This is a genomic window from Gordonia sp. JH63 (genome assembly GCF_009856645.1).
GTDB classification, from domain to species: Bacteria; Actinomycetota; Actinomycetes; order Mycobacteriales; family Mycobacteriaceae; genus Gordonia; species Gordonia hongkongensis.
Genome location: NZ_CP047235.1, coordinates 1653495 through 1677515, shown reverse-complemented (window position 1 = coordinate 1677515; position 24021 = coordinate 1653495). Strand labels below are relative to the sequence as shown.

Annotated in this window: 20 protein-coding genes and 1 tRNA gene; 12 read left to right on the top strand and 9 right to left on the bottom strand. The window is 66.8% G+C overall.

The genetic code is table 11. The features are described from left to right. Position 1: 1 nt before the first annotated feature. The gene (locus GR168_RS07585; protein ID WP_058250750.1) at positions 2-709 is read right to left on the bottom strand and encodes a PIG-L family deacetylase; all 708 of its coding nucleotides are present in this window, start codon (positions 707-709) and stop codon (positions 2-4) included. 163 nt (positions 710-872) lie between these two features. On the opposite strand from GR168_RS07585, the gene GR168_RS07580 reads away from it, so the two are divergent. Further along, complete coding sequence (locus GR168_RS07580) at positions 873-1979, top strand: class I SAM-dependent methyltransferase (protein WP_058250751.1); 1107 nt, start codon at positions 873-875, stop codon at positions 1977-1979. A 15-nt stretch (positions 1980-1994) separates the two neighbouring features. Here GR168_RS07580 and GR168_RS07575 read toward each other — a convergent pair whose 3' ends face one another. Continuing rightward, positions 1995-3167, bottom strand: coding sequence for a cystathionine gamma-synthase (locus GR168_RS07575; protein ID WP_159370431.1), 1173 nt, complete (start codon positions 3165-3167; stop codon positions 1995-1997). A gap of 10 nt (positions 3168-3177) precedes the next feature. After that, the gene (locus GR168_RS07570; protein WP_055474900.1) at positions 3178-4572 is read right to left on the bottom strand and encodes a cystathionine beta-synthase; all 1395 of its coding nucleotides are present in this window, start codon (positions 4570-4572) and stop codon (positions 3178-3180) included. Between the two features lie 158 nt (positions 4573-4730). Here GR168_RS07570 and GR168_RS07565 point away from each other — a divergent pair, with 158 nt between their 5' ends. Further along, on the top strand, positions 4731-5642 hold the full coding sequence (locus GR168_RS07565; protein WP_203235937.1) for an SGNH/GDSL hydrolase family protein: 912 nt from the start codon (positions 4731-4733) through the stop codon (positions 5640-5642). A 65-nt stretch (positions 5643-5707) separates the two neighbouring features. Further along, the gene (locus tag GR168_RS07560; protein ID WP_055474902.1) at positions 5708-6931 is read left to right on the top strand and encodes an acetyl-CoA C-acetyltransferase; all 1224 of its coding nucleotides are present in this window, start codon (positions 5708-5710) and stop codon (positions 6929-6931) included. Between the two features lie 16 nt (positions 6932-6947). On the opposite strand, the gene GR168_RS07555 is transcribed toward GR168_RS07560, so the two are convergent. The 5 genes from GR168_RS07555 to GR168_RS07535 all read right to left on the bottom strand — a co-directional run bounded on the left by GR168_RS07555 (position 6948) and on the right by GR168_RS07535 (position 12959). Continuing rightward, a complete protein-coding gene (locus GR168_RS07555; protein ID WP_065629952.1) occupies positions 6948-7508 on the bottom strand; it encodes a DUF6790 family protein in 561 nt (186 codons plus the stop codon). Positions 7509-7643: 135 nt separating this feature from the next. Next, positions 7644-8510 (bottom strand): Bax inhibitor-1/YccA family protein, encoded by an 867-nt coding sequence (locus GR168_RS07550; protein WP_159370430.1) that lies wholly within the window; start codon positions 8508-8510, stop codon positions 7644-7646. A 144-nt stretch (positions 8511-8654) separates the two neighbouring features. Continuing rightward, the gene (locus GR168_RS07545; RefSeq protein ID WP_159370429.1) at positions 8655-9341 is read right to left on the bottom strand and encodes a TetR/AcrR family transcriptional regulator; all 687 of its coding nucleotides are present in this window, start codon (positions 9339-9341) and stop codon (positions 8655-8657) included. 55 nt (positions 9342-9396) lie between these two features. Further along, positions 9397-11667 carry an MMPL family transporter gene (locus GR168_RS07540; protein ID WP_159370428.1) on the bottom strand — a complete coding sequence of 757 codons (2271 nt, stop codon included), beginning with the start codon at positions 11665-11667 and terminating at the stop codon, positions 9397-9399. A gap of 53 nt (positions 11668-11720) precedes the next feature. Next, complete coding sequence (locus tag GR168_RS07535) at positions 11721-12959, bottom strand: oxygenase MpaB family protein (protein WP_159370427.1); 1239 nt, start codon at positions 12957-12959, stop codon at positions 11721-11723. Between the two features lie 189 nt (positions 12960-13148). On the opposite strand from GR168_RS07535, the gene GR168_RS07530 reads away from it, so the two are divergent. From GR168_RS07530 to GR168_RS07515, 4 genes are all read left to right on the top strand, one after another. Continuing rightward, a tRNA-Leu gene (locus tag GR168_RS07530) sits at positions 13149-13222 on the top strand. A 200-nt stretch (positions 13223-13422) separates the two neighbouring features. Further along, on the top strand, positions 13423-14790 hold the full coding sequence (locus GR168_RS07525) for a hypothetical protein (RefSeq protein WP_058250769.1): 1368 nt from the start codon (positions 13423-13425) through the stop codon (positions 14788-14790). Between the two features lie 371 nt (positions 14791-15161). Then, positions 15162-15857 (top strand): hypothetical protein, encoded by a 696-nt coding sequence (locus GR168_RS07520; protein WP_139114196.1) that lies wholly within the window; start codon positions 15162-15164, stop codon positions 15855-15857. 228 nt (positions 15858-16085) lie between these two features. Continuing rightward, positions 16086-16304 (top strand): hypothetical protein, encoded by a 219-nt coding sequence (locus GR168_RS07515; RefSeq protein WP_004020299.1) that lies wholly within the window; start codon positions 16086-16088, stop codon positions 16302-16304. Here GR168_RS07515 and GR168_RS07510 read toward each other — a convergent pair. Further along, on the bottom strand, positions 16301-17155 hold the full coding sequence (locus GR168_RS07510; protein WP_058250770.1) for an SDR family oxidoreductase: 855 nt from the start codon (positions 17153-17155) through the stop codon (positions 16301-16303). The genes GR168_RS07515 and GR168_RS07510 overlap by 4 nt on opposite strands. Before the next feature lie 177 nt (positions 17156-17332). Between GR168_RS07510 and GR168_RS07505 the strand changes: the two genes are divergently transcribed. The 5 genes from GR168_RS07505 to GR168_RS07485 all read left to right on the top strand — a co-directional run bounded on the left by GR168_RS07505 (position 17333) and on the right by GR168_RS07485 (position 24018). Continuing rightward, on the top strand, positions 17333-17680 hold the full coding sequence (locus GR168_RS07505) for an L-rhamnose mutarotase (RefSeq protein ID WP_058250771.1): 348 nt from the start codon (positions 17333-17335) through the stop codon (positions 17678-17680). A 108-nt stretch (positions 17681-17788) separates the two neighbouring features. Beyond that, positions 17789-19162 carry an MFS transporter gene (locus GR168_RS07500; RefSeq protein WP_055474924.1) on the top strand — a complete coding sequence of 458 codons (1374 nt, stop codon included), beginning with the start codon at positions 17789-17791 and terminating at the stop codon, positions 19160-19162. Positions 19163-19288: 126 nt separating this feature from the next. Continuing rightward, positions 19289-20449: an L-rhamnose isomerase gene (gene rhaI / locus GR168_RS07495; protein ID WP_159370426.1), complete on the top strand. Its 1161-nt coding sequence runs from the start codon at positions 19289-19291 to the stop codon at positions 20447-20449. Positions 20450-20497: 48 nt separating this feature from the next. Further along, on the top strand, positions 20498-22534 hold the full coding sequence (locus tag GR168_RS07490; RefSeq protein ID WP_058250774.1) for a bifunctional rhamnulose-1-phosphate aldolase/short-chain dehydrogenase: 2037 nt from the start codon (positions 20498-20500) through the stop codon (positions 22532-22534). Further along, positions 22531-24018, top strand: coding sequence for a rhamnulokinase family protein (locus GR168_RS07485; RefSeq protein ID WP_159370425.1), 1488 nt, complete (start codon positions 22531-22533; stop codon positions 24016-24018). Before GR168_RS07490 ends, GR168_RS07485 begins: the two co-directional genes overlap by 4 nt. Positions 24019-24021: the final 3 nt, after the last annotated feature.

Genomic DNA, 24021 nt, shown 5'->3' with positions numbered 1-24021 from the left:
CCTATGCAGGATGAGCGTAGGTCTCCACCGACACCCATGTTCGATATCGCTCGAGGCCGATCGCCGCGGCCAGGTCCGCGGTCTGCGAGCGCTGAGCCAGCAGGGCTCGCACCTTACGGTCCAGTTCGGCCCCGTCGAGATCGATTCGCAACGCGACCATCTCCTTCGGACACTGGCGCGGCCCGCCCAGCGCCCACATGTCGAACTCACGGGCGAGGTCGAACTCGATCCCCCGCCCGGTGCCCACCGGGTGAAGGATTCGCGGGCAGGTCGACGAACGGTCGACGGCGAGGCGGACCCACCGGTTGACGGTGCGGTGGTCGGGGTGCCCGGTCACGCCGTCGGGACCGAAGGTCAGGACGGTGTCGGGTGACACGTCGTCGAGGAGGGCGGTGATGCGTCCGACCGGGCCGCTCTCGTCGATCGCCGCCAGTGAACCGTCGGGTAGGTCCAACCAGTGGTGCTCCTGGATGCCGAGCTCGATAAAAGCCTTCTCAAGCTCGCCGGTCCGGACCAGGGCGAGCTCCGAACGCTCTGCGGCGGTGGCATTCTCGTCGGCCGCTTCGCCGCGGGTCGCGGTCACGCACACCACGCGCCCACCCGCGTCGCGGACGGCGGCCATCACGCCGCCGGCGAGGTAGGTCTCGTCATCGGGGTGAGCCCAGATGGACATCACGGTGCCCAGGTCGCTGATCTGTGTTGTTCTCATGCGTCGACGGTCTCCGAGCCCGCTGTCACGGGGCTGTCACCATCGGCTCACCGCCCAGCGGGTCACGGTCCGGTCATGACAGCGCCGCGACAGGACGCCGGCGCACGCTCGGTGCACACGCCGCCCGGCGTGGTTACGACATCGCACACGAGAGGTTCATCCCATGACCACCACACACGCCGCCGGTTCCGGCACCGCGACCGACTTCGCTCGGGTCGAGGCCTTCGCCGGCCAGGTGAGCGCCGATCTCACCCATGCCTATCACTCGATCAGCACCTACCTCGGCGACCGCCTGGGACTGTGGCGGGCTCTGGCGCAACTCGGTTCGGCGACGAGCGCCGAGCTCGCCGAACGCTCGGGACTCGCCGAACGGTATGTGCACGAATGGTTGTGCGTGCAGGCCGCGGCCGGATACGTCCTGCTCCACGACGCCGGCGATGACGCCGCGAATGGCCCAGAGGTGTTCGTGTTCCCCGCCGAGCACGCGATGGTGCTCGCCGAGGACAACAGTCCGGCGGCGATCGTGGCCGGCTTCGAGGTCGCTGCCGCGGTGTGGTCCTCGGTCGACCAGCTCGCGCATGCGTACGCGACCGGCGACGGCGTGCCCTGGCACGCCCACGATTCCCGGCTGTTCTCCGGCGTCGAACGGTTCTACGGCACGATCTACCGCGCGTCGTTGCTCAGCGAGTGGGTTCCGGCGATCGACGGCCTCGGACAGCGCCTCACCGACGGCATCCGCGTTCTCGACGTCGGGTGCGGGTACGGGGTCCCCACGATCCTGCTCGCCGAGGCCTTCCCGAACTCCACGTTCGTCGGCGTAGACAGCCACGAGGAGTCCGTCCGGCGCGCCACCGCAGCCGCCCATGCGGCCGGGGTCGACGACCGGGTCCGCTTCGAGGTGGCCACGGCCCAGTCGTACGCCGGCGACCACGACGCGATCATGATCTTCGACGCCCTGCACGACTTCGGCGATCCGGTGGGTGCGCTCGCACACGCACGGTCGTCACTGCGTCCCGGCGGTCAGGTGATCGCCGTCGAACCGCTGGCGCACGACACACTGGCCGAGAATCTGACCAATCCCGTTGCACTGCTGTTCTATTCGGGTAGCTCATACCTCTGCGTACCGCACAGCATCGCCGACGGCACGACCTCGCTGGGCGCCCAGGCCGGCCCCACTCGACTGCTCGACACCTTCCGGGCGGCCGGTCTGACCTCGGCGCGTGTCGCGGCGACCACTGCGTCGAACCTGCTCCTCGAGGCGCGGGTCTGACGCCCACCCGACTCCTCAGCGCAGCGCGTTCTCCAGGTCCCCGAGGAGGTCGTCGATGTCCTCGATACCGACCGAGAGCCGGACGAGGTTGGCGGGGACCTCGAGGAGCGATCCGGCCGTCGAGGCGTGCGTCATCGCACCGGGGTGTTCGATCAGCGACTCGATGCCGCCGAGCGATTCGGCGAGCGTGAACACCTCGGTGCGGGCGCAGAACTCCTTCGCGGCGTCGAGCCCGCCCTTGACCAGCACCGACACCATGCCGCCGTAGCGCTTCATCTGCGTGCCCGCGACCTCGTGGCCCGGGTGGTTCTCCAAGCCCGGGTACAGGACGGCGTCGATCTTGTCGTGGCCGCTCAGGTAGTCGACGACCTTCTCCGCGTTGTCGCAGTGCCGGTCCATCCGGACGCCGAGGGTCTTGATGCCGCGCAGGGTGAGGAACCCGTCGAACGGTCCGGGGACCGCCCCGGCGCCGTTCTGCAGGAACGCGAACGCCTCGTCGAGCTCCTCGCTGTCGGTGACCAGTGCGCCGCCGACGACATCCGAATGCCCGCCCAGGTACTTGGTCGTGGAGTGAAGCACCACGTCGGCGCCCAGGACGAGCGGCTGCTGCAGGTACGGCGAGGCGAAGGTGTTGTCGACCACGAGCTTCGCGCCGACCTCGTGCGCGACGGCGGCGAGGGTCTCGATGTCGCCGACGTTGAGCAGCGGGTTGGTCGGCGTCTCGGTCCAGACCAGCTTGGTCTCCGGCCGGATGGCGTCGCGCACCGCGGCGACGTCAGAGACCGGGGCCACCGAGTAGGTGATACCCCACTGGCTGAACACCTTGTCGATGAGCCGGAAGGTCCCGCCGTAGGCGTCGTTCGGGATCACCAGATGATCGCCCGGCCGCAGCGTCGAGCGCAGCAGGCAGTCGGTGGCCGCCATGCCAGAGGCGAAAGCCCGTCCGTAGGTGCCGCTCTCGAGAGCGGCGAGATTGGCCTCGAGGGCGCGTCGGGTCGGATTGCCGGTGCGCGCGTACTCGAAGCCGTCGCGCAGCCCGCCGACACCGTCCTGGGCGAAGGTCGAACTGGCGTAGATCGGGACGTTCACCGCGCCCGTCTGGGGATCCGGGTCGTAACCGGCATGGATGGCGCGGGTCGAGAAGCCTTGCCAGCGAACCGAATCCGCGGCACTGCGTCGTTCACTCACGGTGATGCTCCTATCCGACGATCGGGTGGCTCGACACGAAGGCGAGCAGGTCGTGGCGCGTAATCACGCCGATGGGCTTGCCGTCCTCGACGACCATCAGCGCGTCACAGTCGCCGAGCGCTTTGGTGGCCGCCGACACCGGTTCGCCGGAACCGATGAGCGGGAACGGCTCCCCCATGTGTGCCGACACCGGGTCGGCGAGGCTGGCACGACCTTCGAAGACCGCGCTGAGGAGGTCACGTTCGGTGACCGCACCCGCGACCTCACCGGCCATCACGGGCGGCTCGGCGCCGACGACCGGCATCTGCGAGACGCCGTACTCGCGCAGGATCTCGATCGCGTCGCGCAGGGTCTCCTGCGGATGGGTGTGCACGAGGTCGGGCAGCGCGCCGGTCTTGCCGCGCAACACATCCCCGACGAGAGATTCCTTGGTGTTGGCGTCGAGCGGGGTGCGCAGGAAGCCGTAGCTGCTCATCCACTGGTCGTTGAAGATCTTCGCCATGTAGCCGCGGCCACCGTCGGGCAGCAGTACGACGACGACGGCGTCGGGCCCCTCGCGTTCGGCGACCTGCAGGGCCGCGACCACCGCCATCCCGCACGAGCCGCCGACGAGCAGCCCTTCCTCGCGGGCGAGACGCCGGGTCATGTCGAACGAGTCGGCGTCGGAGACCGCGATGATCTCGTCGGGGATGTCCGGGTCGTAGGCCGACGGCCAGAAGTCCTCCCCGACACCCTCGACGAGGTAGGGGCGCCCGGTCCCGCCGGAGTACACCGACCCCTCGGGGTCGACGCCGACGATCTTCACCGAGCCGCCGGACACCTCCTTGAGGTACCGGCCGGTGCCGGTGATGGTGCCGCCGGTGCCGACGCCGGCCACGAAGTGCGTCACCTTGCCGTCGGTGTCGGCCCAGATCTCGGGACCGGTGGTCTCGTAGTGACTCTGCGGACCGGCCGGGTTCGCGTACTGGTTCGGCTTCCACGCACCGTCTATCTCGGTGACCAGGCGGTCGGAGACGCTGTAATAGCTGTCCGGGTGGGACGGCTCCACCGCGGTCGGGCAGACCACGACCTCGGCACCGTAGGCGCGGAGGACGTTGCGCTTGTCCTCGCCGACCTTGTCCGGGCACACGAACACGCACTTGTAGCCGCGCTGCTGGGCGACGAGCGCCAGGCCGACGCCGGTGTTTCCCGACGTCGGTTCCACGATGGTCCCGCCCGGCTTCAGTTCACCCGAGGCCTCCGCCGCGTCGATCATCCGCACGGCGATGCGGTCCTTGCTGCTGCCACCGGGATTGAGGTACTCGACCTTGGCGGCGACCAGGCCCGATCCGGGTGAGGTCACCGAGTTCAGCTTGACCAGCGGGGTGTTGCCCACCAGGTCGACGACGTGATTGGCGATGCGCATGTGTCCATGGTCCCAGAGCCACCGCGAACAGCGACACCCGGCCGCTGCCCGACGTCGGCAGTCGGTTCTACCGCTGGCTGAGCCGACGACGAGCGCAGCGAGGAGTCGTGTCGAAGTCGCCTAAACTGGCACTCGTGTCCGGTTCGAGTCGTCGAGGAATCGTCCCCGCCAGGATCGTGCGCGACGTCGGCGCGACAGCGGTTGCGACCGCGGGCGCGGCCGGCGCCGGCTGGGCCGCCTACAACCTGTTGAACAGTCAGGCCGCCGAGGCCCGCGTGGTGATCCCGCACCGTACCGACAACGCCCCGGACGGCGACGGCGTGTACCGCCCCGACGGCACCAGCGCACGTTTCACCCGGGACACCGTGTACGACCTGTATCTCGTGGTGTTCGGGGACTCGACCGCGGCCGGACTGGGTGCCGAGACCGCGGACGAGACGCCAGGAGTCCAGATCGCCCGCCGCGTGGCCGCGGAGACCGATCGGGTGGTCCGCTACGCCAACAAGGCCATCGTCGGCGCGACGTCGAAGGGGCTCGCGGCCCAGATCGAGGCGATGTTCGTCCATCACGAGCGACCCGACGTGGCCGTCATCCTCGTCGGCGCCAACGACGTCACCGCCCGCAACAGTCCGCTCCCGTCGGCGCGCCGGCTCGGAGATGCCGTCCACGCACTCGTCGACGAAGGCGCGAAGGTCGTCGTCGGCACCTGCCCGGATTTCGGCGTGGTGACCGCGATCCCCCAGCCCCTGCGAATGGTGTTGCGACGCTGGGGACTCACGCTGGCGGCGGCGCAGCGATCGGCGGTCCGGGCCGCCGGGGGGCGGCCGGTCCCATTGGCCGACCTGCTGACCGAGGAGTTCCTCGCGCGCCCCGAGCACATGCTGTCGCCCGATCGATTCCACCCGTCGGCCGCGGGGTATGAGCTCGCCGCCGACATCCTGGTGCCCGAGGTGCTCGCCTCGATCGGCGAGTGGGGTCCGACGCCGCTACCCGAACCGCCGAAGGTGTCCGAGGCCGTCGAAGAAACACGGTTCGTCACACGTCTCAGGAGACGTCTGACACACCGGTGACCAGCCACGACCCGGGCTGACCGACCTCGTGACCAAGCAGATGCTTGGTGCGGTAGTTTCGAGGTATGCCTGAAGCCGTCATCGTCGCCCACGCCCGTTCCCCGATCGGCCGCGCCGCCAAGGGATCCCTCAAAGACATCCGACCCGACGAACTGTCGCGCCAGATGGTCGAAGCCGCGCTCGCCAAGGTGCCGGAGCTCGACCCGGCACTGATCGAGGACATCCACTGGGGCATCGGCCAGCCCGGCGGACAGGGCGGTTACAACATCGCCCGGGTCATCGCGGTCGAGCTGGGTCATGACCACATCCCCGGCGTCACGGTGAACCGCTACTGCTCGTCGTCGTTGCAGACCACCCGGATGGCGCTGCATGCCATCAAGGCCGGCGAGGCCGACGTCCTCATCTCCGGTGGTGTCGAGAGCGTGTCGAGCTTCGGCATCTCCGGCGGCGCCGACGGCGCACCGAATTCCAAGAACCCGCTGTTCGACGACGCGATGGCCCGCACCGAGAAGGCGGCCGCCGGTGACGCCGGCATCTGGCACGATCCGCGCAAGGACGGGGTCATCCCGGACGTGTACATCGCGATGGGCCAGACCGCCGAGAACGTCGCCTCGTTCACCGGCATCTCCCGCGAGGACCAGGACAAGTGGGGCGTGCTGAGCCAGAACCGCGCCGAAGAAGCCATCAAGTCCGGTTTCTTCGAGCGGGAGATCGACCCGGTCACCCTGCCCGACGGCTCGCTGGTCACCACCGACGACGGCCCCCGCGCGGGCACGACCTACGAGAAGATCTCGCAGCTCAAGCCGGTCTTCCGCCCGGACGGCACGATCACCGCGGGCAACGCGTGCCCGCTCAACGACGGCGCCGCGGCGCTGGTCATCATGAGCGACACCAAGGCGAAGGAACTGGGCCTCACCCCGCTGGCGCGCGTTGTCGCCACCGCGGCCACCGGCCTGTCGCCGGAGATCATGGGGCTCGGTCCGATCGAGGCGATCCGCAAGGTGCTGCGGGTCTCGGGGATGTCCCTGTCGGACATCGACCTCGTCGAGATCAACGAGGCCTTCGCCGTGCAGGTCCTCGGTTCGGCCCGTGATCTCGGCATCGACCACGACAAACTCAACGTGTCGGGTGGCGCCATCGCCCTGGGTCACCCGTTCGGGATGACAGGCGCCCGCATCACGACCACCCTGCTCAACAACCTGCAGACCCGCGACAAGACCTTCGGCATCGAGTCGATGTGCGTGGGTGGCGGTCAGGGCATGGCCATGGTCCTCGAGCGCCTCAGCTGATCACTGCTGGAGCGCCTCAGCTGAGCGAAGCCGTCTCCGTCTCGTCGACACCCCTCGCCGCGTTCGGTCCCTGGACCGCGACGCTGCGGGGGGTCGTTCGTCGGTACACGAACCAGGCGATGACGACGGCACCGACGATGTAGATCTCGGCGGGGATCGCCCAGACGTTGTTCGTCGCGGTGTTGTCGTGGATGTAGTACTGCGAGATGTGACCGGCGAGGTCTCCCCCGTAGCTGATCGCCAGTGCCCACACGGCGGCGTCGAGCCATCCGCCACGATTTCGCACCCGGTAGCAGAGCACGCCGAGCACGCCCACGGCGATGTCGTTCCACCCGAGCTCCCACTGGAACATGGACGGGATGAAGTCCGGCCCGATGCCCTCGGCGATCTCGGGGGCGTTCGGGCCGACGTGGCCGACCCCGGCGAGGATGCCGAATGCGCCGCCGGGGACGAGTATCCAGAGCAGCACGAGTTCGGCTGCGCGGCCGACGGTGCGTCGTCGCATCGATCGGTCCACCAGTATGTGTACGACGGCGCCGATGATCATCAGCGCCAGCTGGATCATAAAGAACACCATGTCCGCACGGTAGAACCGCGGTGATGGGGTTGTTCCCGCAAACGCACCCGGGTGGCACACTTTGTCGCCAACCGACCCCTGACACGACAGTGGCCCCGCACCTGCCGAGGTGCGGGGCCACTGTCACATGACTGGCTAGTCGGAGTTGAAGTAGGTCAGCAGACGCAGGATCTCGACGTACAGCCAGACCAGGGTGACGGTCAGGCCGAGTGCCACGCCCCAGGCGGCCCGGTCGGGTGCGCCGGCACGGATCAGGCGATCCGCGGCGTCGAAGTCCAGCAGGAAGCTGAACGCGGCGAGGGCGATGCAGACCAGCGAGAAGATGATGGCGATCGGGCCACCGTCGCGCAGGACTCCGGCCTCACCGGTGAACAGACCGATGACCAGGTTGCCGAGCATCAGGACCAGGACACCGATCATGCCGGCGAACAGCATGCGGGTGAAGCGCGGCGTCACGCGGATGGCGCCGACCTTGTACACGAACAGCATGCCGAAGAACACACCGAAGGTGCCGAGGACGGCCTGTCCGATCAGCGCACCGGCGGAGGTGTCGCCGGCGACCGCCCAGTTCGCGAACACGAACGAGATGGCACCGACGAAGATGCCCTCGAACGCGGCGTAGGCCAGCACGATGGCCGGGTTGTCCTGCTTGCGACCGAAGCTCGCCACGAGGACGAGCACGAGACCGGCGATGGCGCCGACCAGCATCAGCGGGGTGGCGAGAGCTGCCTGGGCGGCCTCGGTGGCGCGGCTGCTGATCGCGAAGTACGTGGCAGCGGCGGCCAGCGTCAGCACTCCGAGCGTGATCGCGGTCTTGGTGACGACGTCGTCGATCGTGAGCTGACGAGTGGCCGGCGGTGCCGGCTGGGTGTAGGGGTCAGTGGCCTGACCGAACTGGTTGGCCGCGGCGCCGGCGCCGGCCATGCCGGCCCCGAAACCCGCGTATCCGGATTGATTGTCGCGGACCACGCCGCGCATCACCGGATTGCTGCTTTCTCGCACGAAGCGCTCCTTCATCGGTACGGATGTATGCCGTCTCAACGTCGGGCCGTTTCTGAGAGTTCCCTGACGGGAGCTCGCAACGACCGAGTCGACGTCGACTTTACCGACTCTTGACCCTTCTGTCGTCAGACACCCGCCACCGGGTCAGTTCACCCGGTCGCGCAGCGATCTCAACCGGCGGCCCAGTGCGGTCTGATCGATGCCGCCGTCGGTCGCGAGCGAGGCCCGGCCCAGGCACATGGCGGTGAGCATGGCTTCCGCACGCGCGAAGTCGTCGCCCCAGGCGAGACCCGGTTTGGCGAGCATCAGCGACGCGATCCCGTGGGCGGCGGCCCAGAACTCGAGAACGATGTCGGCGATCTCGGCGTGATCGAACACCCCGTCGTCGGCCAGCTCGGTGACGGTTCCGGCGAACCGCGAGTACGCACTGGCGGCGAGTACCTCGTCGACCTTCGACGGATGCCCTTCGGGAGTGGGTTTGCCGAACGCCACGCGATAGAGCACGGGCGTGGCGACGGCGAAGCGGACATAGGCCATCCCCTGGCCCAGCGCTCGTTCGAAGGCGTCGTCGACGCCTTCCGATGCGGCGGCCATCTCGTCGTCGAGACGCTCGAAGTAGCGGGCGCACACGGCGTCGAGCAGGGCTTCCTTGTCGGCGAAGTGCAGGTAGATCGATGGCGGTGTGACCCCCACGCGGTTGGCGACCGCGCGAATCGACATCGCGGTGTCGTCGCCGTTCTCGACCAGCAACTCACCGGCGGCCTCGATGATCTCCTCCGCGAGGATCTCTCCGGACCCGCGCGGTGATCTCGCTCGTCTACGTGTCGTCACTGCACTCCTGCACCTGTCCCGCCGTTGTTCGTCCGCCGTTATGACGTATTTGGTGTCAGACCCTCGTCGGCGCGGTGTCCGGCGCCGCTTTCTCGGGACGCCCGACCTCCGGAGCCTCCTCGGACAACCCGATCCGATCATGTAGCCGTCGCAGCGGACCCGGCGCCCACCAGTTCGCCCGCCCGGCCAGCCGCATGTAGGCGGGGACGAGGAACATGCGGATGATCGTCGCGTCCATCAGGACCGCCAGGGTGAGACCGACCCCGAACATCCGCATGAACGACACCTCCGACGCCGCGATGGCGGCGAAGACGATGCTCATCAGCAGGGCCGCGGCCGTGATGACCCGGCCGGTCCGGGCCAAGCCCAGCGCCACCGCGTGGTCGCTGGCCGCGCGCGTCCGGTCCGATCGCAACCACTCCTCGCGGATCCGTCCCAACAGGAACACCTCGTAGTCCATCGACAGACCGAACGCCACGCAGAACAGCAGCACCGGCATGGTCGCGCTGAGGGTGCCCGTGGCGGTGGTCCCCAAACCTCCGAGGTGCCCCTCCTGGAAGAACCAGACCATCGCGCCGAACGTCGCCGACAGCGACAGGATGTTGAGGACGAGCGCCTTCAGCGGCAACACGACGCTCCCGGTGAACAGGAACAGCAGCACGAACGTCGCGATCGCGATGAGGCCGAGCACCCAGGGCAGATGCGCGTAGATCGACCCGACGGTGTCGTCGGTGGCGGCGGCGAGCCCGCTGAACAGGGTCTCCGTTCCCGCCGGCGGTGGCACCGCCCGCAGCTCGTCGAGCTGGGCGATCCCCGACTCACTCATCGGGTCGCGGTCGGTCGACACCTGCAGGACGTGTACGTCGCCCCGGGTGTCGTCCGGGCTGCCGGGCGCGGCCGGCGCACCCCGGACGAACGTCCCGGCCGACGACCCTACGGAGTTGACATCTCCGACCGTCGACAGGGCGCGGGTGTAGTCGGCCAGGGCCGCATCGTCCACCGGCCCCCGCACGACGACGGTGACCGCTGCGGACAGGTCGTCCTCGTAGTCGTCTCGGATCTCCTGCTGGATCGCGTGGGCGCTCGCCGACTCGGGGAGCACCCGGTCGTCGGGGAACCCCAGTTTCATCGACAGGAACGGCGCACCGAGTACCAGTAGGAAAACCGTGACGACCGCGGCGACCGGCAAGGCGTGGCGCAGCACCCACTGGACGAGCCGGTACCACCAGGTGTCCTCGGGTTCGACGGGCCGCGCCGGCGGCAGCCGAAGCAGGCGCCGGAGTGGCTTCCGGGCATCGAACGCGTCGATGCGATCACCGAGGAGCATGAGCACGGCCGGCGTGAGCACGAGCGCCGACACCGCGGCCACGACCACGACGCCGAGACCCGCGAAGGCGAAGCTGCGCAGGAAGTACTGCGGGAACAGCACGAGCGCGCTGAGCGACAGGGCGACGGTCACCGCGGAGAAGGCGACCGTCCGCCCGGCCGTGGCCAGGGTCCGGACGATCGCGTCGGGCCGGCTCAGACCGTGTCCGACCTCTTCCCGGTAGCGCGTCAGGATCAGCAGCGTGTAGTCGATCGCGAGCGCGAGACCCAGTGCGGTGGTGAGGTTGAGCGCGAAGACCGAGACGTCGGTGACCGATCCGATCGCCCGGAGCAGCGCGAAGGTGAGGATGATCGAGACGATGCCGATGCCGACCGGGACGGCCGCGGCGAGCAATCCGCCGAAGATGAAGATCAACACGATGAACGTGATCGGGATCGCGATGGCCTCGGCGACGAGGAGATCGGACGCGGTCTGATCGTTGACCTGTGCGAAGACCATTCCTTGACCGCCGACCTGCACGGTGATCCCGTCGCGGTCACCGGCCAGGGCCGCGGCGATCTCCTCGGCGTGCCCCGGCGCCGAATCCTCGCCACCGTCGAGCGAGGCGATGATCAGCGTCGACGTCCGGTCGCGACTGACGAGCGCGGAGTCGAGCGCCGGATTGGCCCACACCGACAAAATCTGGTCCTGCACGTACTGATTGCGATTCAGGTCGGCGACGATGTCCTCACCGACCGCCCGGGCCGTCGGGTCGCGGGAGACGTCGACTCCGTCGGGACCGTCCAGTTTGAGCACGACCTGGACCCCGCCGCGGTTGAACGTCTCGTCGAGCGTTCTCTCCGCCCGCGCCGACCCCGAGTTCGGATCGCTGTACCCTCCGGCCAGCAGATGTTCGGCCGCGGTGGCGCCGTACGCGCCGCACACCACCAGCAGGATGAGTGCACCCAGCAGCACTCGTTTGGGCATGGATATGACCAGCCGTGTCAATCTGACCAGCATGCGGACCCCTGTCGCGTCGGTCGACTTTACGGCGTTAAGTTATCAGCAGTAATTTAGGCGGTCAAGGACGATTCAGGGACGTGCGGCATGCCGAGTCCGCGTCGGACCGTTCGCAGTTCGCGCTCGATCACCGTCGACCCCGATCCGAGCAGTCCGGTCGCCCGCGCGATCTCGCGCAGCCTGACGGCGGGCCGTGCGACGTCGACGAGATGGTGCAACGGCGTCCGGCGCAGACCCATCCGCCGGGCGACCGGGCGCTCGACCCATCTGGTGCTGATGGCCGAGAACGACGACATGAGCAGGGGTCTGGTGATCGCATCCACCGCGGAGACCAGCAACCCCGGCACCGGAATCGGCGCGGCCCCGTGCACGACGCGCGGAAGGTCGTACCCCTCGCGAAGCAGCGCCTTGATCAGCACCTTCGACGAATCGTCGGGCTGCAGCTCGAATTCGCCTGCGATACGGAACAATTCGCTCGACGACTCGTAACTCGGCGGCAGGAGGTCGTCGTCGACCCCGATGACCCAGCCGATCCAGCGCCACAGATGCGTGATCGCCTCACATTCCGCACTGCTGTAGTGGATCCCGAAATCCCGTGCGACGACGAGAGGTAGAGCCAGGAAGCCGCACGAGATGGTCATCACGGCATACGTCTGGTTGATGGGTGCGCCCCACTCCCCTTCGTCCCAGGCCCCGGCGTCGTCCGTCGGATCGCCGCCGGGCGGGTGCCGCAGGACGTCGCGGATGTAGGCATGTAGCAGCCGAATACGAAGCGTTGCAACCCAACCGGGACGGCCCGGGAGCATCGATCCGGGCGTGGTCGCCTCGGCGACCCAGCGGGCCGTCGACTCGACTCGATCACGTGTCCCCGATCCCAGCCGGCCGGTGGCCACCAGCGGACGGACGAATCCCTGCGCCTTGAACCCGTAGATCAGCGACTGATACAGCGTCGACGACTGCAACGTGCCGAACCGCCACCAGGCGCGGGCGCCGGCCTCCGCCCAGGCCGGGTCGAACCACGGAGGTGGGGCGCTCGCGACCTGCAACAGATGCGTCATCGAGGCGGGCATCTCGAGGTGTTCGACATCGGTCTCCTCCTCGGCGGAGGTGTGCTCTTCCAAGAGCGCGACCAGTGTGGAGAAAGAGATTCCGCGTTCTCTGGCCTCGACGATCACCGTGTCGGCGAGCGGATCACCCTGCGTCAGACCCGCCTCGAGGCGCTCGACGATGGCGGGATGCCGTTCTCGGACGGCCTCCCAATTGCGTGCCCCGGTCACCGCTGCCGCGTCCATGCCCCATGATCACCCCGGCGACTGGGCCGGTCAAGGACGGCTGACTCCCAGACGTCGACTCGACTGCCAGACCTCGATCGAGGTCTGGCGGTCGAGTTGACGTCTGTCGGTGGCAACGCCGGACGAATTCGGACACGCTGCCGCGGCTGACTATGCTCACCGTGGGGACCGTCGTCGAGCGGACCCTTCGCCCCCATAGCCCAATTGGCAGAGGCAGCCGACTTAAAATCGGCACAGTGTCGGTTCGAGTCCGACTGGGGGCACCGCATCGCCGCAGGTAGATTGACTATTGCCGTTCCCTCGCGTCATCCGAACGATTACAGTGCCACCCCCGTGCTACCCAAGCTGCCGCATCAGCGCGACACGCGGGATCAGATGTCAGACGCAATGAGTTGCGTACGTGCGATGCTTACAGGCTGTCCACGACGAGGCCGCGAAGTTCGAGCATGACAGGAGTCGAAGTGTGCCACCGGAAGACGATGAAGCCAAGACCAGTTTGGAAGACTGGATACGAAAGTTAGACGGACTGATCGCCAAGTTAGACGAATTCGACGGCGACAGCCCATTTGACTTCTGCGAACACTTCATGGACGCGTGGCGGGACCTAATCTCCAGGGAAACCGCGCCACCGCCTCAGAGCGCGGCCATGGTCATTGTGCTGGAGACAATGCGGGCTCAAGCGGAGGTCTTGGCCTCCGCGGCAATGGACTACGCGAACACACCAGACGCCCGCGACCGAATGACGAGAAACGACGTCCAGAACTCAATGCGCACCGCACTACAAGAAGTCGCTCAGCGCGCTCGCAACTGGCTATCTACAAAGCTCCCGACAGAAGATGAGATTCGCGAAATAATCACCAATTCTCTGTCGGTGTTCAATAAGATACAGGAACAGGGAGAGCAACAGATAAAACAGGACGCTGACGACGACGCAGCTGCCGCCTCCGACCCGTACGGAGCAATGTTGGGATATTCCGATCCGGGTATCGATGCTGCTATCATCTTCAAAAAGCTCTGCTCATTCACTGCAGATGAAGACGCAGAGTATCGCACGGCACACGAGCGCCTCCGCCGCATGATTGACAGCGAACTTCTCCAGCACATTTCTGATGAAAATGAGAGATTCTGCGATTTGCTTATTGCAGTAATTTCCGATGTCACTAGTCGGCGAATTTCACTGTCCGATCAAGATGCTTTCGACGAGCGCCGACGGCGAATCCGTTCAGCGCTCATATCTTTCACTAGCGCGCTCCACAGTCATAGAGATCAGTCCATCCGCGCAGTTCGCGAGCAGTTCGGCCGCAAGACCGTAGAGGAGAAACAAGCTCTCGATCTGTTTGATGATCTGCTCGTGTCATCGTTTGATTACCGATGGTTAATCAAAATGCGTGACGCCCTGCTTCATGGCGACATTAATGCTTTCAAGATTGAACTCAATGCTCGCCTAGAAGGCGAGAGCACCGCGAACGTGTTTATGGACCGTGATTACATGATCAAATTCAACAGGGCTGCACGAGAAAAATGGATCAAGATCACCGAACTCGAGGCCATCGACTACGATCCTAGCGTCTTGGACATGATCAAGGCCGCCCAACCTCAGATTGCTGAACTACAAGACCAACTGGATGCGATTCTGTATCCCGATATCGCTGACGATGTCGCGACTGTGAAAGACCTTGTCGACCGTTTCGAAGGAAAAGAGGGTCTTTACGCGTTGCAGTCCGGTCTAGGGTTCACACGGAAGGTTCCGGTTCCGCCCTACATTTTACTCGCGCCACGTGTCTTGACGTACGCGAGCAACTACGCCCATTTACCTTCACCGTCCGAATAGAGGAACGTCATCCGACGACTCGGGGGCCTCATGCGGAATCAGCTGGGAGGGATCGGGCAAATCGTTCAGTGCGCCGCCGCCTTCCTCAGGAATCCAGTCACCGTAGGCGTCGAGTGTGTGGGGTGAAGGTGCTGCGACCCATCCACCGGCTGACCACATGAAGTGCTCCCCTCCATAAGTTGCATCTCCGCGAACGTGTGGCGCAGGCTTAGCGATGCCGTTCGCCTTTCGCGGCCGCCCGCTACCGCAGGGAAAATCGTGCGGCGGACGACACCTACGCCTGGCCCGCAGTCGCCGAGTGTCGGCGCAACCCGAACTCGGACGCCAACATTTTGGCTCGGCAGAAACGCCGGGAGTGAGAGGATATGTGAATGGACCCGGTAGCAGGAGCGGCATTGGCAGGACAAGCGGCGCAGGCCTATCTGCGTCGATCCCGAGTCACAGTTAGCGTCGACGAGGACTATGACACCTTCGGTGACATGAGGGTCAAACGCTTCTTCTTCCCCGTAGGGACGCCGGACGAGTTGACCGAGCTGCGGGATCTAGGTTCTCGGACCAGCTACAGTAAGCCCTTTGATTGGATCAATGAGAACAGGGGAATCGAGCTGGGGCACACCGTGTTCGAGTTCGAAGTACAAGCTCAAAATGCGACCGTTGCCCTGACGGGCGGTAAACCCGTCTTGCGGCCCGGCTTCGGCAGTGTCGATGGCATAGCGATTCTCCCTCCGCCCGCGGGCGGGCCATTAGAGGGTAACTATCTCCTCGTGTCACTCGATGACGAAACACTTGTATGCCATCGCGGTGACGACCCAAGTGCCCCACGCGTGCCATTTCGCTTCGAAATACCACAAGGTTCGACCGAAGTCTTCCGAGTACACGCGTACACCACCAGTCGACCCACCATGTGGTTCCTGCGGCTGCGCTTCATCGTCAACGGCAAAACTGTGCGCTATGACCTGAGGCGCGACAATGGCGAGGATTTTGTCACCCTGCCCTTCGATTACTCAGGGATCAGGGATTCTTACACCTGGGAGCAAGGTCGTTGGGAGCTTGTTCCGAACCGATAGCCAGATCGCCCATCCCGACTCACTCCGCAGTGCGCAACGGCGACATCCCAATTGCGCGGGAGCACGTCAAGAACACCGCCAGACCTCTGCGCCTGATCCCGCTACCTGCGTCGTTGCAAACGCGTTGCGTCGAAAGCACGAGACGAAGTGTCACGGAAAGCCGGCACGCCACTGGGCTGTCTCGATCCGCGTGCATCCCCCGAGCCCGCTGATGATGTACTCGGTGTCATGTCCACTCGGGTTGTCCTGCTCGCCGACTCCTCCGTCGCCCTGCTCACCCTCGGTATCTCGGTGTACTCGATCGCGGTCCTGGTGTGCCTCGGGATCGCAATCAACGCGGCCCGGTTCGGACGCAGACGGGTCGCGATCACGATGGCCTGGGTCGTCGGTGTACTGACCGTGGCAGGTGTCATCATCGCCATCCTGAGCAGCACCGCCGGCGGTTAACCCTCCGGCCGCAACTCCGCGCGTTGCCGATCGATGAATTGCGCGGCAAGCCGATTCGTGAGGCCGGGCGCCAATCGCTGGACGCGCCAGGTGATCCGGGATCGACGCGGGACGACCAGCAGTGGTTGATTCCGCTCGATGGCGGCGAGCGTGTCCCGGGCAAGGCGGTCGGCGTCGTACGCGGTCGACGAACCCTGACTCGCCAGATAATAAGAGCGACCGACGAATCCGCCGACCGATCCCTTGTCCAGGATCGGGGTCTCCACTGCCGAGGGACACACCGCCAGCACGTTCACCCCGCGGCCCGCAGCCTCGGTCCGTAGTGCGAGCGACAGCCCCACGACCGCATGTTTGGTCATCACGTAGCTCGTGATCAGTCCGGCGGCGACGAGCCCGGCCATCGACGCCGTGTTGACGATGTGTCCGGAACGCTGCTCGATCATCACCGGGTACGCGGCCGCGACCCCGTGCACGACGCCCCGGATGTTGACGTCGATGATCGCGTCCCATTGTTCCGGCGTCAGCATCTCGGTCGGACCACCCCAGGTGATCCCTGCGTTGTTGAACATCAGATCCAGGCGCCCCCACTCGGCGACGACCTCGTCGACCACCCGCTGCACAGCGGCAGCATCCGTCACATCCAGTTGCACCGCCCGTGCGGTGCCCGGCCCACCGGACAAGGAGTCCGTCACCCGCTGCGCCGCGGGTAGGGCGATGTCCGCGCAGGTGACGTGGGCTCCCCGGGTCACCAGCGCGCGCGTGAGCGCGGCCCCGATACCGGACCCGCCCCCGGTCACGATCGCGATCCTGCCCCCGACATCTGCTCCGCGCGTCTTCCCGAATTCCAGCACGAACAGAGCATGACCGATCCCGTTCCGGCGGGGTGCGCTTTGTGCGAACCGGGTCTTGACATCCTCACAGGCCGCTCTTAGTGTTGCTGCCATCACAAATTGAAACGTTTTAATTCGCCGGGTTGATCCTCTCTCGACGGTCTGCGTTTCCCATCACGTCGTTTGTCAGGAGCAGCCATGCCCGATACCCAGCGCGTCTGCTTCGTGCTCCAGCTCCGCCCGGAGCGCGTCGAGGACTACCTCGACGCCCACACGGAGGTGTGGCCGGAGATGCTCGACGCCCTGCGCGAGACCGGATGGCGCAACTACTCGTTGTTCCTCCGCAAGGACGACGGCATGGTCGTGGGTTACCTCGAGACCGACGACTTCGCGACGACCGCCGCCGCCATGGAGGCAACGGACGTCAACGCCCGGTGGCAGGCGCACATGTCCGAGTACTTCCTCCCGGCCACCGGCGGAGACGCCGACTGCGCCAATCCCGACACCATCCGTACCGAACTCCTCGAGTACTTCCACCTCGACTGACCGACATCGAACACACGACGCGTACTGACGGGCACACCGACATCAGCGAACCCGGCTTGACCCCTCCGATCCCGACCCTCTCTACTGATCTCCGACGCTAGGAATCCCATGAAAGTAGGAGCGCGCTCCACCACCGGCTGGCGGGCGACCATCTCGGTTGCCATGTCGAACTACATCGAAGCCGGCTCGATCATCGCGATCGCCACCAGCCTGACCTTCTGGCAGGACGAGTTCGGCATCAGCAACTTCGCCGTCGGCCTGCTGGCCGCACTGAGCGCCAACGCGTTCGGCGCGGCGGTCGGCGCCGCCATCGGCGGACCGCTGTGCGACCGCTACGGCCGCAAGGCGATCTACACCTACGACCTGCTGGTCTACATGGCCGGCGTGTTGCTCGCCGCCTTCGCGCTCAACTTCACCATGCTGCTGGCGGCGTTCATCATCACCGGCCTCGCGGTCGGCGCGGGCGTACCCGCGTCCTGGACCTACATCGCCGAAGAGGCGCCATCGGTCGAACGCGCCAAACACGTCGGCACCGCCCAGCTCGCCTGGTCGGTCGGACCCCTGATCGGCTTCGCACTGGCGGCCGCGCTCGCCCCGATGGGCCTGCTCGGTTCGCGGATCATCTTCCTGCACCTCTTCGTCGTCGCCGCGGTCGTCTGGTGGATTCGCCAAGGGCTCGCGGAGTCCAAGATCTGGTCCGACGAGGCGGTCAACGAGACCCGTGAGCTCACCGCTTCCGTCGGCGCCCGCGGAATCAAGGGCCTGTTCTCCAAGAAGGTCAACATCACCGCACTACTCCTGCTCGGTGGCATCTACCTCTTCTGGAACACCGTGGCCGGACAGGCCGGCATCTTCATGCCGCGTGTCTACGAGACCGCGGGCGTCGAGAGCGCCGTCCAGCAGAACCTGCTGCAGGTGCTCGTCTGGGGCTGCACCGTCCTCGCGACCTACTTCGGCTTCATGCGGTATGCCGACCGGGTCTCGCAGCGCGCGCTGTACGTCTTCGGCGCCGCATTGGGCATCGTCGCCTGGATCGTGCTGGTCGCCTTCACCGACAGCGGTGTCGCCACGATGCTCGTCTTCGCGGTCCTGTGGGGCATCTCCTCGGGCATCGGCGCGCAAGCGTTCTACAGCCTCTGGGCCAGCGAGATGTTCGCGACGCCCTATCGGGCCAGCGCCCAGGGCGTCATGTTCTTCGCCGTCCGCACCGCAACCGGTCTGTTGAGCTACTTCTTCCCCACCATGCTCGCGGCGACCGGACTCACCACGGTCGGCATCCTGCTGGTCGCACTGCTCACCGTCGCGCTGATCATCGGCGCCATCGCGGCTCCGGACACCCAGGGCAAGACGCTGCAGCAGATCGAGGTCGAGCGTTACGGCGCTCCGCTGTCACCCGAGCTCATCGAGACACCGGCATCCGCCGCGCACCCGACCCCGGGCACCAACCCGGCCGCGGAGTCGGGACACAAAGCCCCGGCCTGACACCACGGGCCTGATCGCGCCGTGCGCGATTGAAACGTTCCACCAGTTCGACTGTTCCACTCAGACCTCCCCGCCGCCGGCTGACCCCGACGCCGGCGGCGGGGAACCCCAACCGAAAGAAATTTCATGGCCACCTTTGACGAGACGATCCTCGACAACCTCGAGATCGAGCTCCCCTCCTGGGCGTTCGGCAACTCCGGCACCCGGTTCAAGGTGTTCGGCACCCCGGGCACCCCCCGCACCATCCACGAGAAGATCGCCGACGCCGCGAAGGTCAACGAATTGACCGGCCTGGCACCGAGGGTCGCGCTGCACATTCCGTGGGACACCGTCGACGACTACACCGCCCTGGCCGCTTACGCTAAGGATCTCGGCGTCGGCCTGGGCACCGTCAACTCCAACACCTTCCAGGACGACGCCTACAAGTTCGGCAGCCTGACCCACACCGACAAGACGGTGCGGCAGATGGCCATCGACCATCACCTCGCCTGCATCGAGGTGATGAACGCGACCGGTTCGCGCGATCTGAAGATCTGGCTGGCCGACGGCACCAACTACCCCGGACAGGGCGACATCCGCGGACGCCAGGACCGGCTCGCCGAGTCGCTCGCGACCATCTACCAGCACATCGGCGACGACCAGCGACTCGTGTTGGAGTACAAGTTCTTCGAGCCCGCCACCTACGTCACCGACGTCCCCGACTGGGGCACCTCCTACGCCCACGTGACCGCGCTCGGCGAGCGGGCGATGGTCTGCCTCGACACCGGCCATCACGCGCCGGGAACCAACATCGAGTTCATCGTCGCGCAGCTGCTTCGCCTCGGAAAGCTGGGTTCCTTCGACTTCAACTCGCGCTTCTACGCCGATGACGACCTCATCGTCGGTGCCGCGGATCCGTTCCAGCTCTTCCGGATCCTGTTCGAGGTGATCCGCGGCGGCGGGCTCGACGCCGGGTCGCCGGTCGCTCTCATGCTCGATCAATGCCACAACGTCGAGGAGAAGATCCCCGGCCAGCTCCGTTCGGTGCTGAACGTCGAGGAGATGACGGCCCGCGCACTACTCGTCGACACCGATGCGCTGACCGAGGCACAGGCCGCCGGAGACGTGTTGGGCGCGAACGCGATCGTGATGGACGCGTTCTACACCGACGTCCGTCCGATGCTCGCCGAGCGTCGTGTCCGTCGCGGCCTGCCCGCAGACCCGATGGCCGCATACGTCGACTCCGGATACCACGAGCGCATCGTCGCCGAGCGTGTCGGCGGTACCCAGTCGTCCTGGGGCGCCTGAGCCCTCCCCCAGCCCCAGTTCCCTGAACTCCCGAGGAGATCACCCCTAATGACCAATCCCGCAGTCGCCGCCCTCATCGAGCGGTCCAACCGACTCGGATCGGATCCGAAGAACACCAACTACGCCGGCGGCAACACCTCCGCCAAGGGCTCCGACACCGACCCGGTCACCGGTGAAGACGTCGAACTGCTCTGGGTGAAGGGCTCCGGCGGTGATCTCGGCACCCTCACCGAGAAGGGCCTGGCCGTGCTCCGGCTCGATCGCATGCGTGCGCTCGTCGACGTCTATCCCGGCCTCGACCGTGAGGACGAGATGGTCGCCGCCTTCGATTACTGCCTGCACGGAAAGGGCGGTGCCGCACCGTCGATCGACACCGCGATGCACGGCCTCGTCGACGCCGCGCACGTCGACCACCTGCACCCGGACTCCGGTATCGCCATCGCGACCGCGGCCGACGGCGAGGTCTTGACGCACAAGATCTTCGGTGACCGCGTCGTGTGGGTGCCGTGGCGTCGTCCGGGTTTCCAGCTCGGGCTGGACATCTCGGCGATCAAGAAGGACAACCCGCAGGCCATCGGTTGCATCCTCGGCGGCCACGGGATCACCGCCTGGGGCGACACCTCCGATGAGGCGCAGGCACATTCGCTGGAGATCATCCGCACCGCCGAGGAGTACATCGCCGCCAACGGTCGGCCGCAACCCTTCGGCGGCCCGATCGACGGCTACGGCGCATTGCCCGCCGAGGAACGCCGGGCCAAGGCCGCGGCGCTCGCCGCGTTCATCCGCGGCCTCGCCTCGATGGACAAGCCGCAGGTCGGTCACTTCACCGACGTCGACCCGGTCCTCGAATTCCTGGCGGCAGAGGAGCATCCGCGCCTGGCCGCACTCGGCACCAGTTGCCCGGACCACTTCCTGCGCACCAAGGTCAAGCCGCTGGTCCTCGACCTCCCGGCCGACGCGAGCGTCGAGGAGTGCAAGGAGCGCCTCACGGCACTGCACGAGGCCTACCGCGAGGACTACCGCGCGTACTACGACCGTCACGCCACCGCGGACAGCCCCGCGATGCGCGGCGCCGACCCGGCCATCGTGCTGATCCCGGGCGTCGGAATGTTCAGCTTCGGCAAGGACAAGCAGACCGCACGTGTCGCCGGCGAGTTCTACCTGAACGCCATCAACGTGATGCGCGGCGCCGAGGCCATCTCGACCTACGCACCGATCGACGAGTCGGAGAAGTTCCGGATCGAGTACTGGTTGCTCGAGGAGGCCAAGCTCGCCCGCATGCCGAAGCCCAAGCCGCTCGCGACCCGCATCGCCCTGGTCACCGGGGCGGCATCCGGCATCGGCAAGGCCATCGCGACGCGTCTGGCCGCCGAAGGTGCATGCGTGGTGATCGCCGACCTCGACGCCGAGAAGGCACGGGCGGCCGCCGAGGAGATCGGTTCGACCGATGTCGCCATCGGGGTGGCCGCCGACGTCACCGACGAAGCGGCCGTACAGTCCGCGATCGACGCAACGGTGCTCGCCTTCGGCGGCATCGACCTCGTCGTGAACAACGCCGGCCTGTCGCTGTCGAAGTCGTTGCTGGACACCACCGCCGCCGACTGGGACCTCCAGCACGACGTGATGGCCCGCGGTTCGTTCCTGGTGAGCAAGGCCGCCGCACGCGCCCTCATCGATCAGAAGCTCGGCGGCGACATCCTGTACATCTCGTCGAAGAACTCGGTCTTCGCCGGGCCGAACAACATCGCCTACTCGGCGACGAAGGCCGACCAGGCCCATCAGGTCCGTCTCCTGGCCGCCGAGCTCGGCGAGCACGGGGTCAAGGTCAACGGCATCAATCCCGATGGCGTGGTGCGTGGTTCGGGGATCTTCGCCGGCGGCTGGGGCGCCAAGCGCGCTGCCGTCTACGGCGTCGAGGAGAAGGATCTCGGCAAGTTCTACGCGCAGCGCACCCTGCTCAAGCGCGAGGTGCTGCCGGAGAACATCGCCAACGCCGCGTTCGCACTCTGCACGTCCGACTTCTCGCACACCACCGGCCTGCACGTGCCGGTGGACGCGGGCGTCGCCGCCGCGTTCCTGCGATGAGCCGATCCACCCGGTCCGCCCAGGTCGCCGCGATCGACCTGGGCGCGACCAGCGGCCGGGTCATGCTGGCCGACGTCTCGCGCGGACGACTCGAGCTCGAACAGGTCGCCCGGTTCACCAACGACCCGGTCCACATCTGGAACGGGCGCAGGTCCGCTCTGCACTGGGATGTCCCGGCGCTGTTCCGCGCCGCGTCGGCCGGCCTCGCCGAGGCGGGCAGGCAGTCCGACGATCTGGTCGGGATCGGGGTGGACTCCTGGGCGGTGGACTACGCGCTCCTGCGGGAGGGCCGCATGCTCGGGTTGCCGCACCACTACCGGGACACCCGGAGCGCGGCTGGGGTCGACGCCGTGCACGCCGAACTCGGTCCCGCGGACCTGTACGTGCGCAACGGTTTACAGTTCCTGCCGTTCACCACCGTGTACCAATTGGCCACCGAGAAGGCCGACGGGTTGCTCGATCAGGCCGACACCGCCCTGCTGATCCCCGACCTCATCACGTACTGGCTCACGGGCCGGCGCGGCACCGAACGCACCAACGCCTCGACCACCGGACTGCTCGGCATCAACGGGCGGTGGGACACCGCGATGATGGAGCGTCTCGGATTGCCCGTCGGCTTGTTCCCCGACCTCGTGGAGACCGGCACCGACCAGGGCCCGTTGCTCGGCGACGTCGCCGAGCGCCTCGGACTGTCGACGTCGACCCGCGTCACCGCGGTCGCGTCCCACGACACCGCGTCGGCGGTCGCCGCCATCCCGATGGACCCGTCGCGGTCGGCGTACATCTCGTGCGGGACCTGGGGTCTGGTCGGCGTCGAACTCGAGCAGCCGGTCGTCTCCCGCGACGGGTGGAAGGCCAACTTCACCAACGAGGTCGGCGCCGACGGCCGTATCCGCTACCTGCACAACGTGATGGGCCTGTGGCTGCTCAGCGAGACGGTCCGCCAGTACCAGCGCGAAGGGTATCGCGCCGATCTCGGTGAACTGCTCGCGCAGGCCGCCGAGGCGCCGGCGACGGTCGAGATCTTCGACACCGACGACGCCCGGTTCCTCCCACCGGGAGACATGCCCGGACGCATTCGCGACTGGTACGACGAGCGCGGCATGCGTCCGCCGATGACGCGCGCCGAGATGGTGCGCGCGATCGTCGAGAGCCTCGCGGCGGCCTTCGCCGACGGGGTGGCGCGAGCGGCCGAACTGTCCGGCACGACGGTGGAGACCGTCCATCTCGTCGGCGGCGGCTCGCAGAACCGGCTGCTGTGCCAACTCACCGCCGACCGGCTGGGTCTGCCGGTGCAGGCCGGTCCGGTGGAGGCGACCGCGCTGGGCAACGTGCTGATCACCGCCCGCGCCCACGGTCTGATCGATGGCGACCTCGAGGCGATGAGGTCTATCGTCGCCGATAGGTTCCCGCCGCAACACTACGCACCCCGACACTCCCGCGGCACGCGCTCCCGGACCGCGGTGGGGACAGGAAAGGCATGACCA

Excerpts from the sequence above, each read along its gene's own strand:
- GR168_RS07585 (WP_058250750.1), bottom strand. The coding sequence starts at position 709 with ATGAGAACAACACAGATCAGCGACCTGGGCACCGTGATGTCCATCTGG.
- GR168_RS07580 (WP_058250751.1), top strand. The coding sequence starts at position 873 with ATGACCACCACACACGCCGCCGGTTCCGGCACCGCGACCGACTTCGCT.
- GR168_RS07570 (WP_055474900.1), bottom strand. The coding sequence starts at position 4,572 with ATGCGCATCGCCAATCACGTCGTCGACCTGGTGGGCAACACCCCGCTG.
- GR168_RS07560 (WP_055474902.1), top strand. The coding sequence starts at position 5,708 with ATGCCTGAAGCCGTCATCGTCGCCCACGCCCGTTCCCCGATCGGCCGC.
- GR168_RS07555 (WP_065629952.1), bottom strand. The coding sequence starts at position 7,508 with ATGGTGTTCTTTATGATCCAGCTGGCGCTGATGATCATCGGCGCCGTC.
- GR168_RS07540 (WP_159370428.1), bottom strand. The coding sequence starts at position 11,667 with ATGCTGGTCAGATTGACACGGCTGGTCATATCCATGCCCAAACGAGTG.
- GR168_RS07535 (WP_159370427.1), bottom strand. The coding sequence starts at position 12,959 with ATGGACGCGGCAGCGGTGACCGGGGCACGCAATTGGGAGGCCGTCCGA.
- GR168_RS07520 (WP_139114196.1), top strand. The coding sequence starts at position 15,162 with ATGGACCCGGTAGCAGGAGCGGCATTGGCAGGACAAGCGGCGCAGGCC.
- GR168_RS07515 (WP_004020299.1), top strand. The coding sequence starts at position 16,086 with ATGTCCACTCGGGTTGTCCTGCTCGCCGACTCCTCCGTCGCCCTGCTC.
- GR168_RS07505 (WP_058250771.1), top strand. The coding sequence starts at position 17,333 with ATGCCCGATACCCAGCGCGTCTGCTTCGTGCTCCAGCTCCGCCCGGAG.
- GR168_RS07500 (WP_055474924.1), top strand. The coding sequence starts at position 17,789 with ATGAAAGTAGGAGCGCGCTCCACCACCGGCTGGCGGGCGACCATCTCG.
- rhaI (WP_159370426.1), top strand. The coding sequence starts at position 19,289 with ATGGCCACCTTTGACGAGACGATCCTCGACAACCTCGAGATCGAGCTC.
- GR168_RS07490 (WP_058250774.1), top strand. The coding sequence starts at position 20,498 with ATGACCAATCCCGCAGTCGCCGCCCTCATCGAGCGGTCCAACCGACTC.
- GR168_RS07485 (WP_159370425.1), top strand. The coding sequence starts at position 22,531 with ATGAGCCGATCCACCCGGTCCGCCCAGGTCGCCGCGATCGACCTGGGC.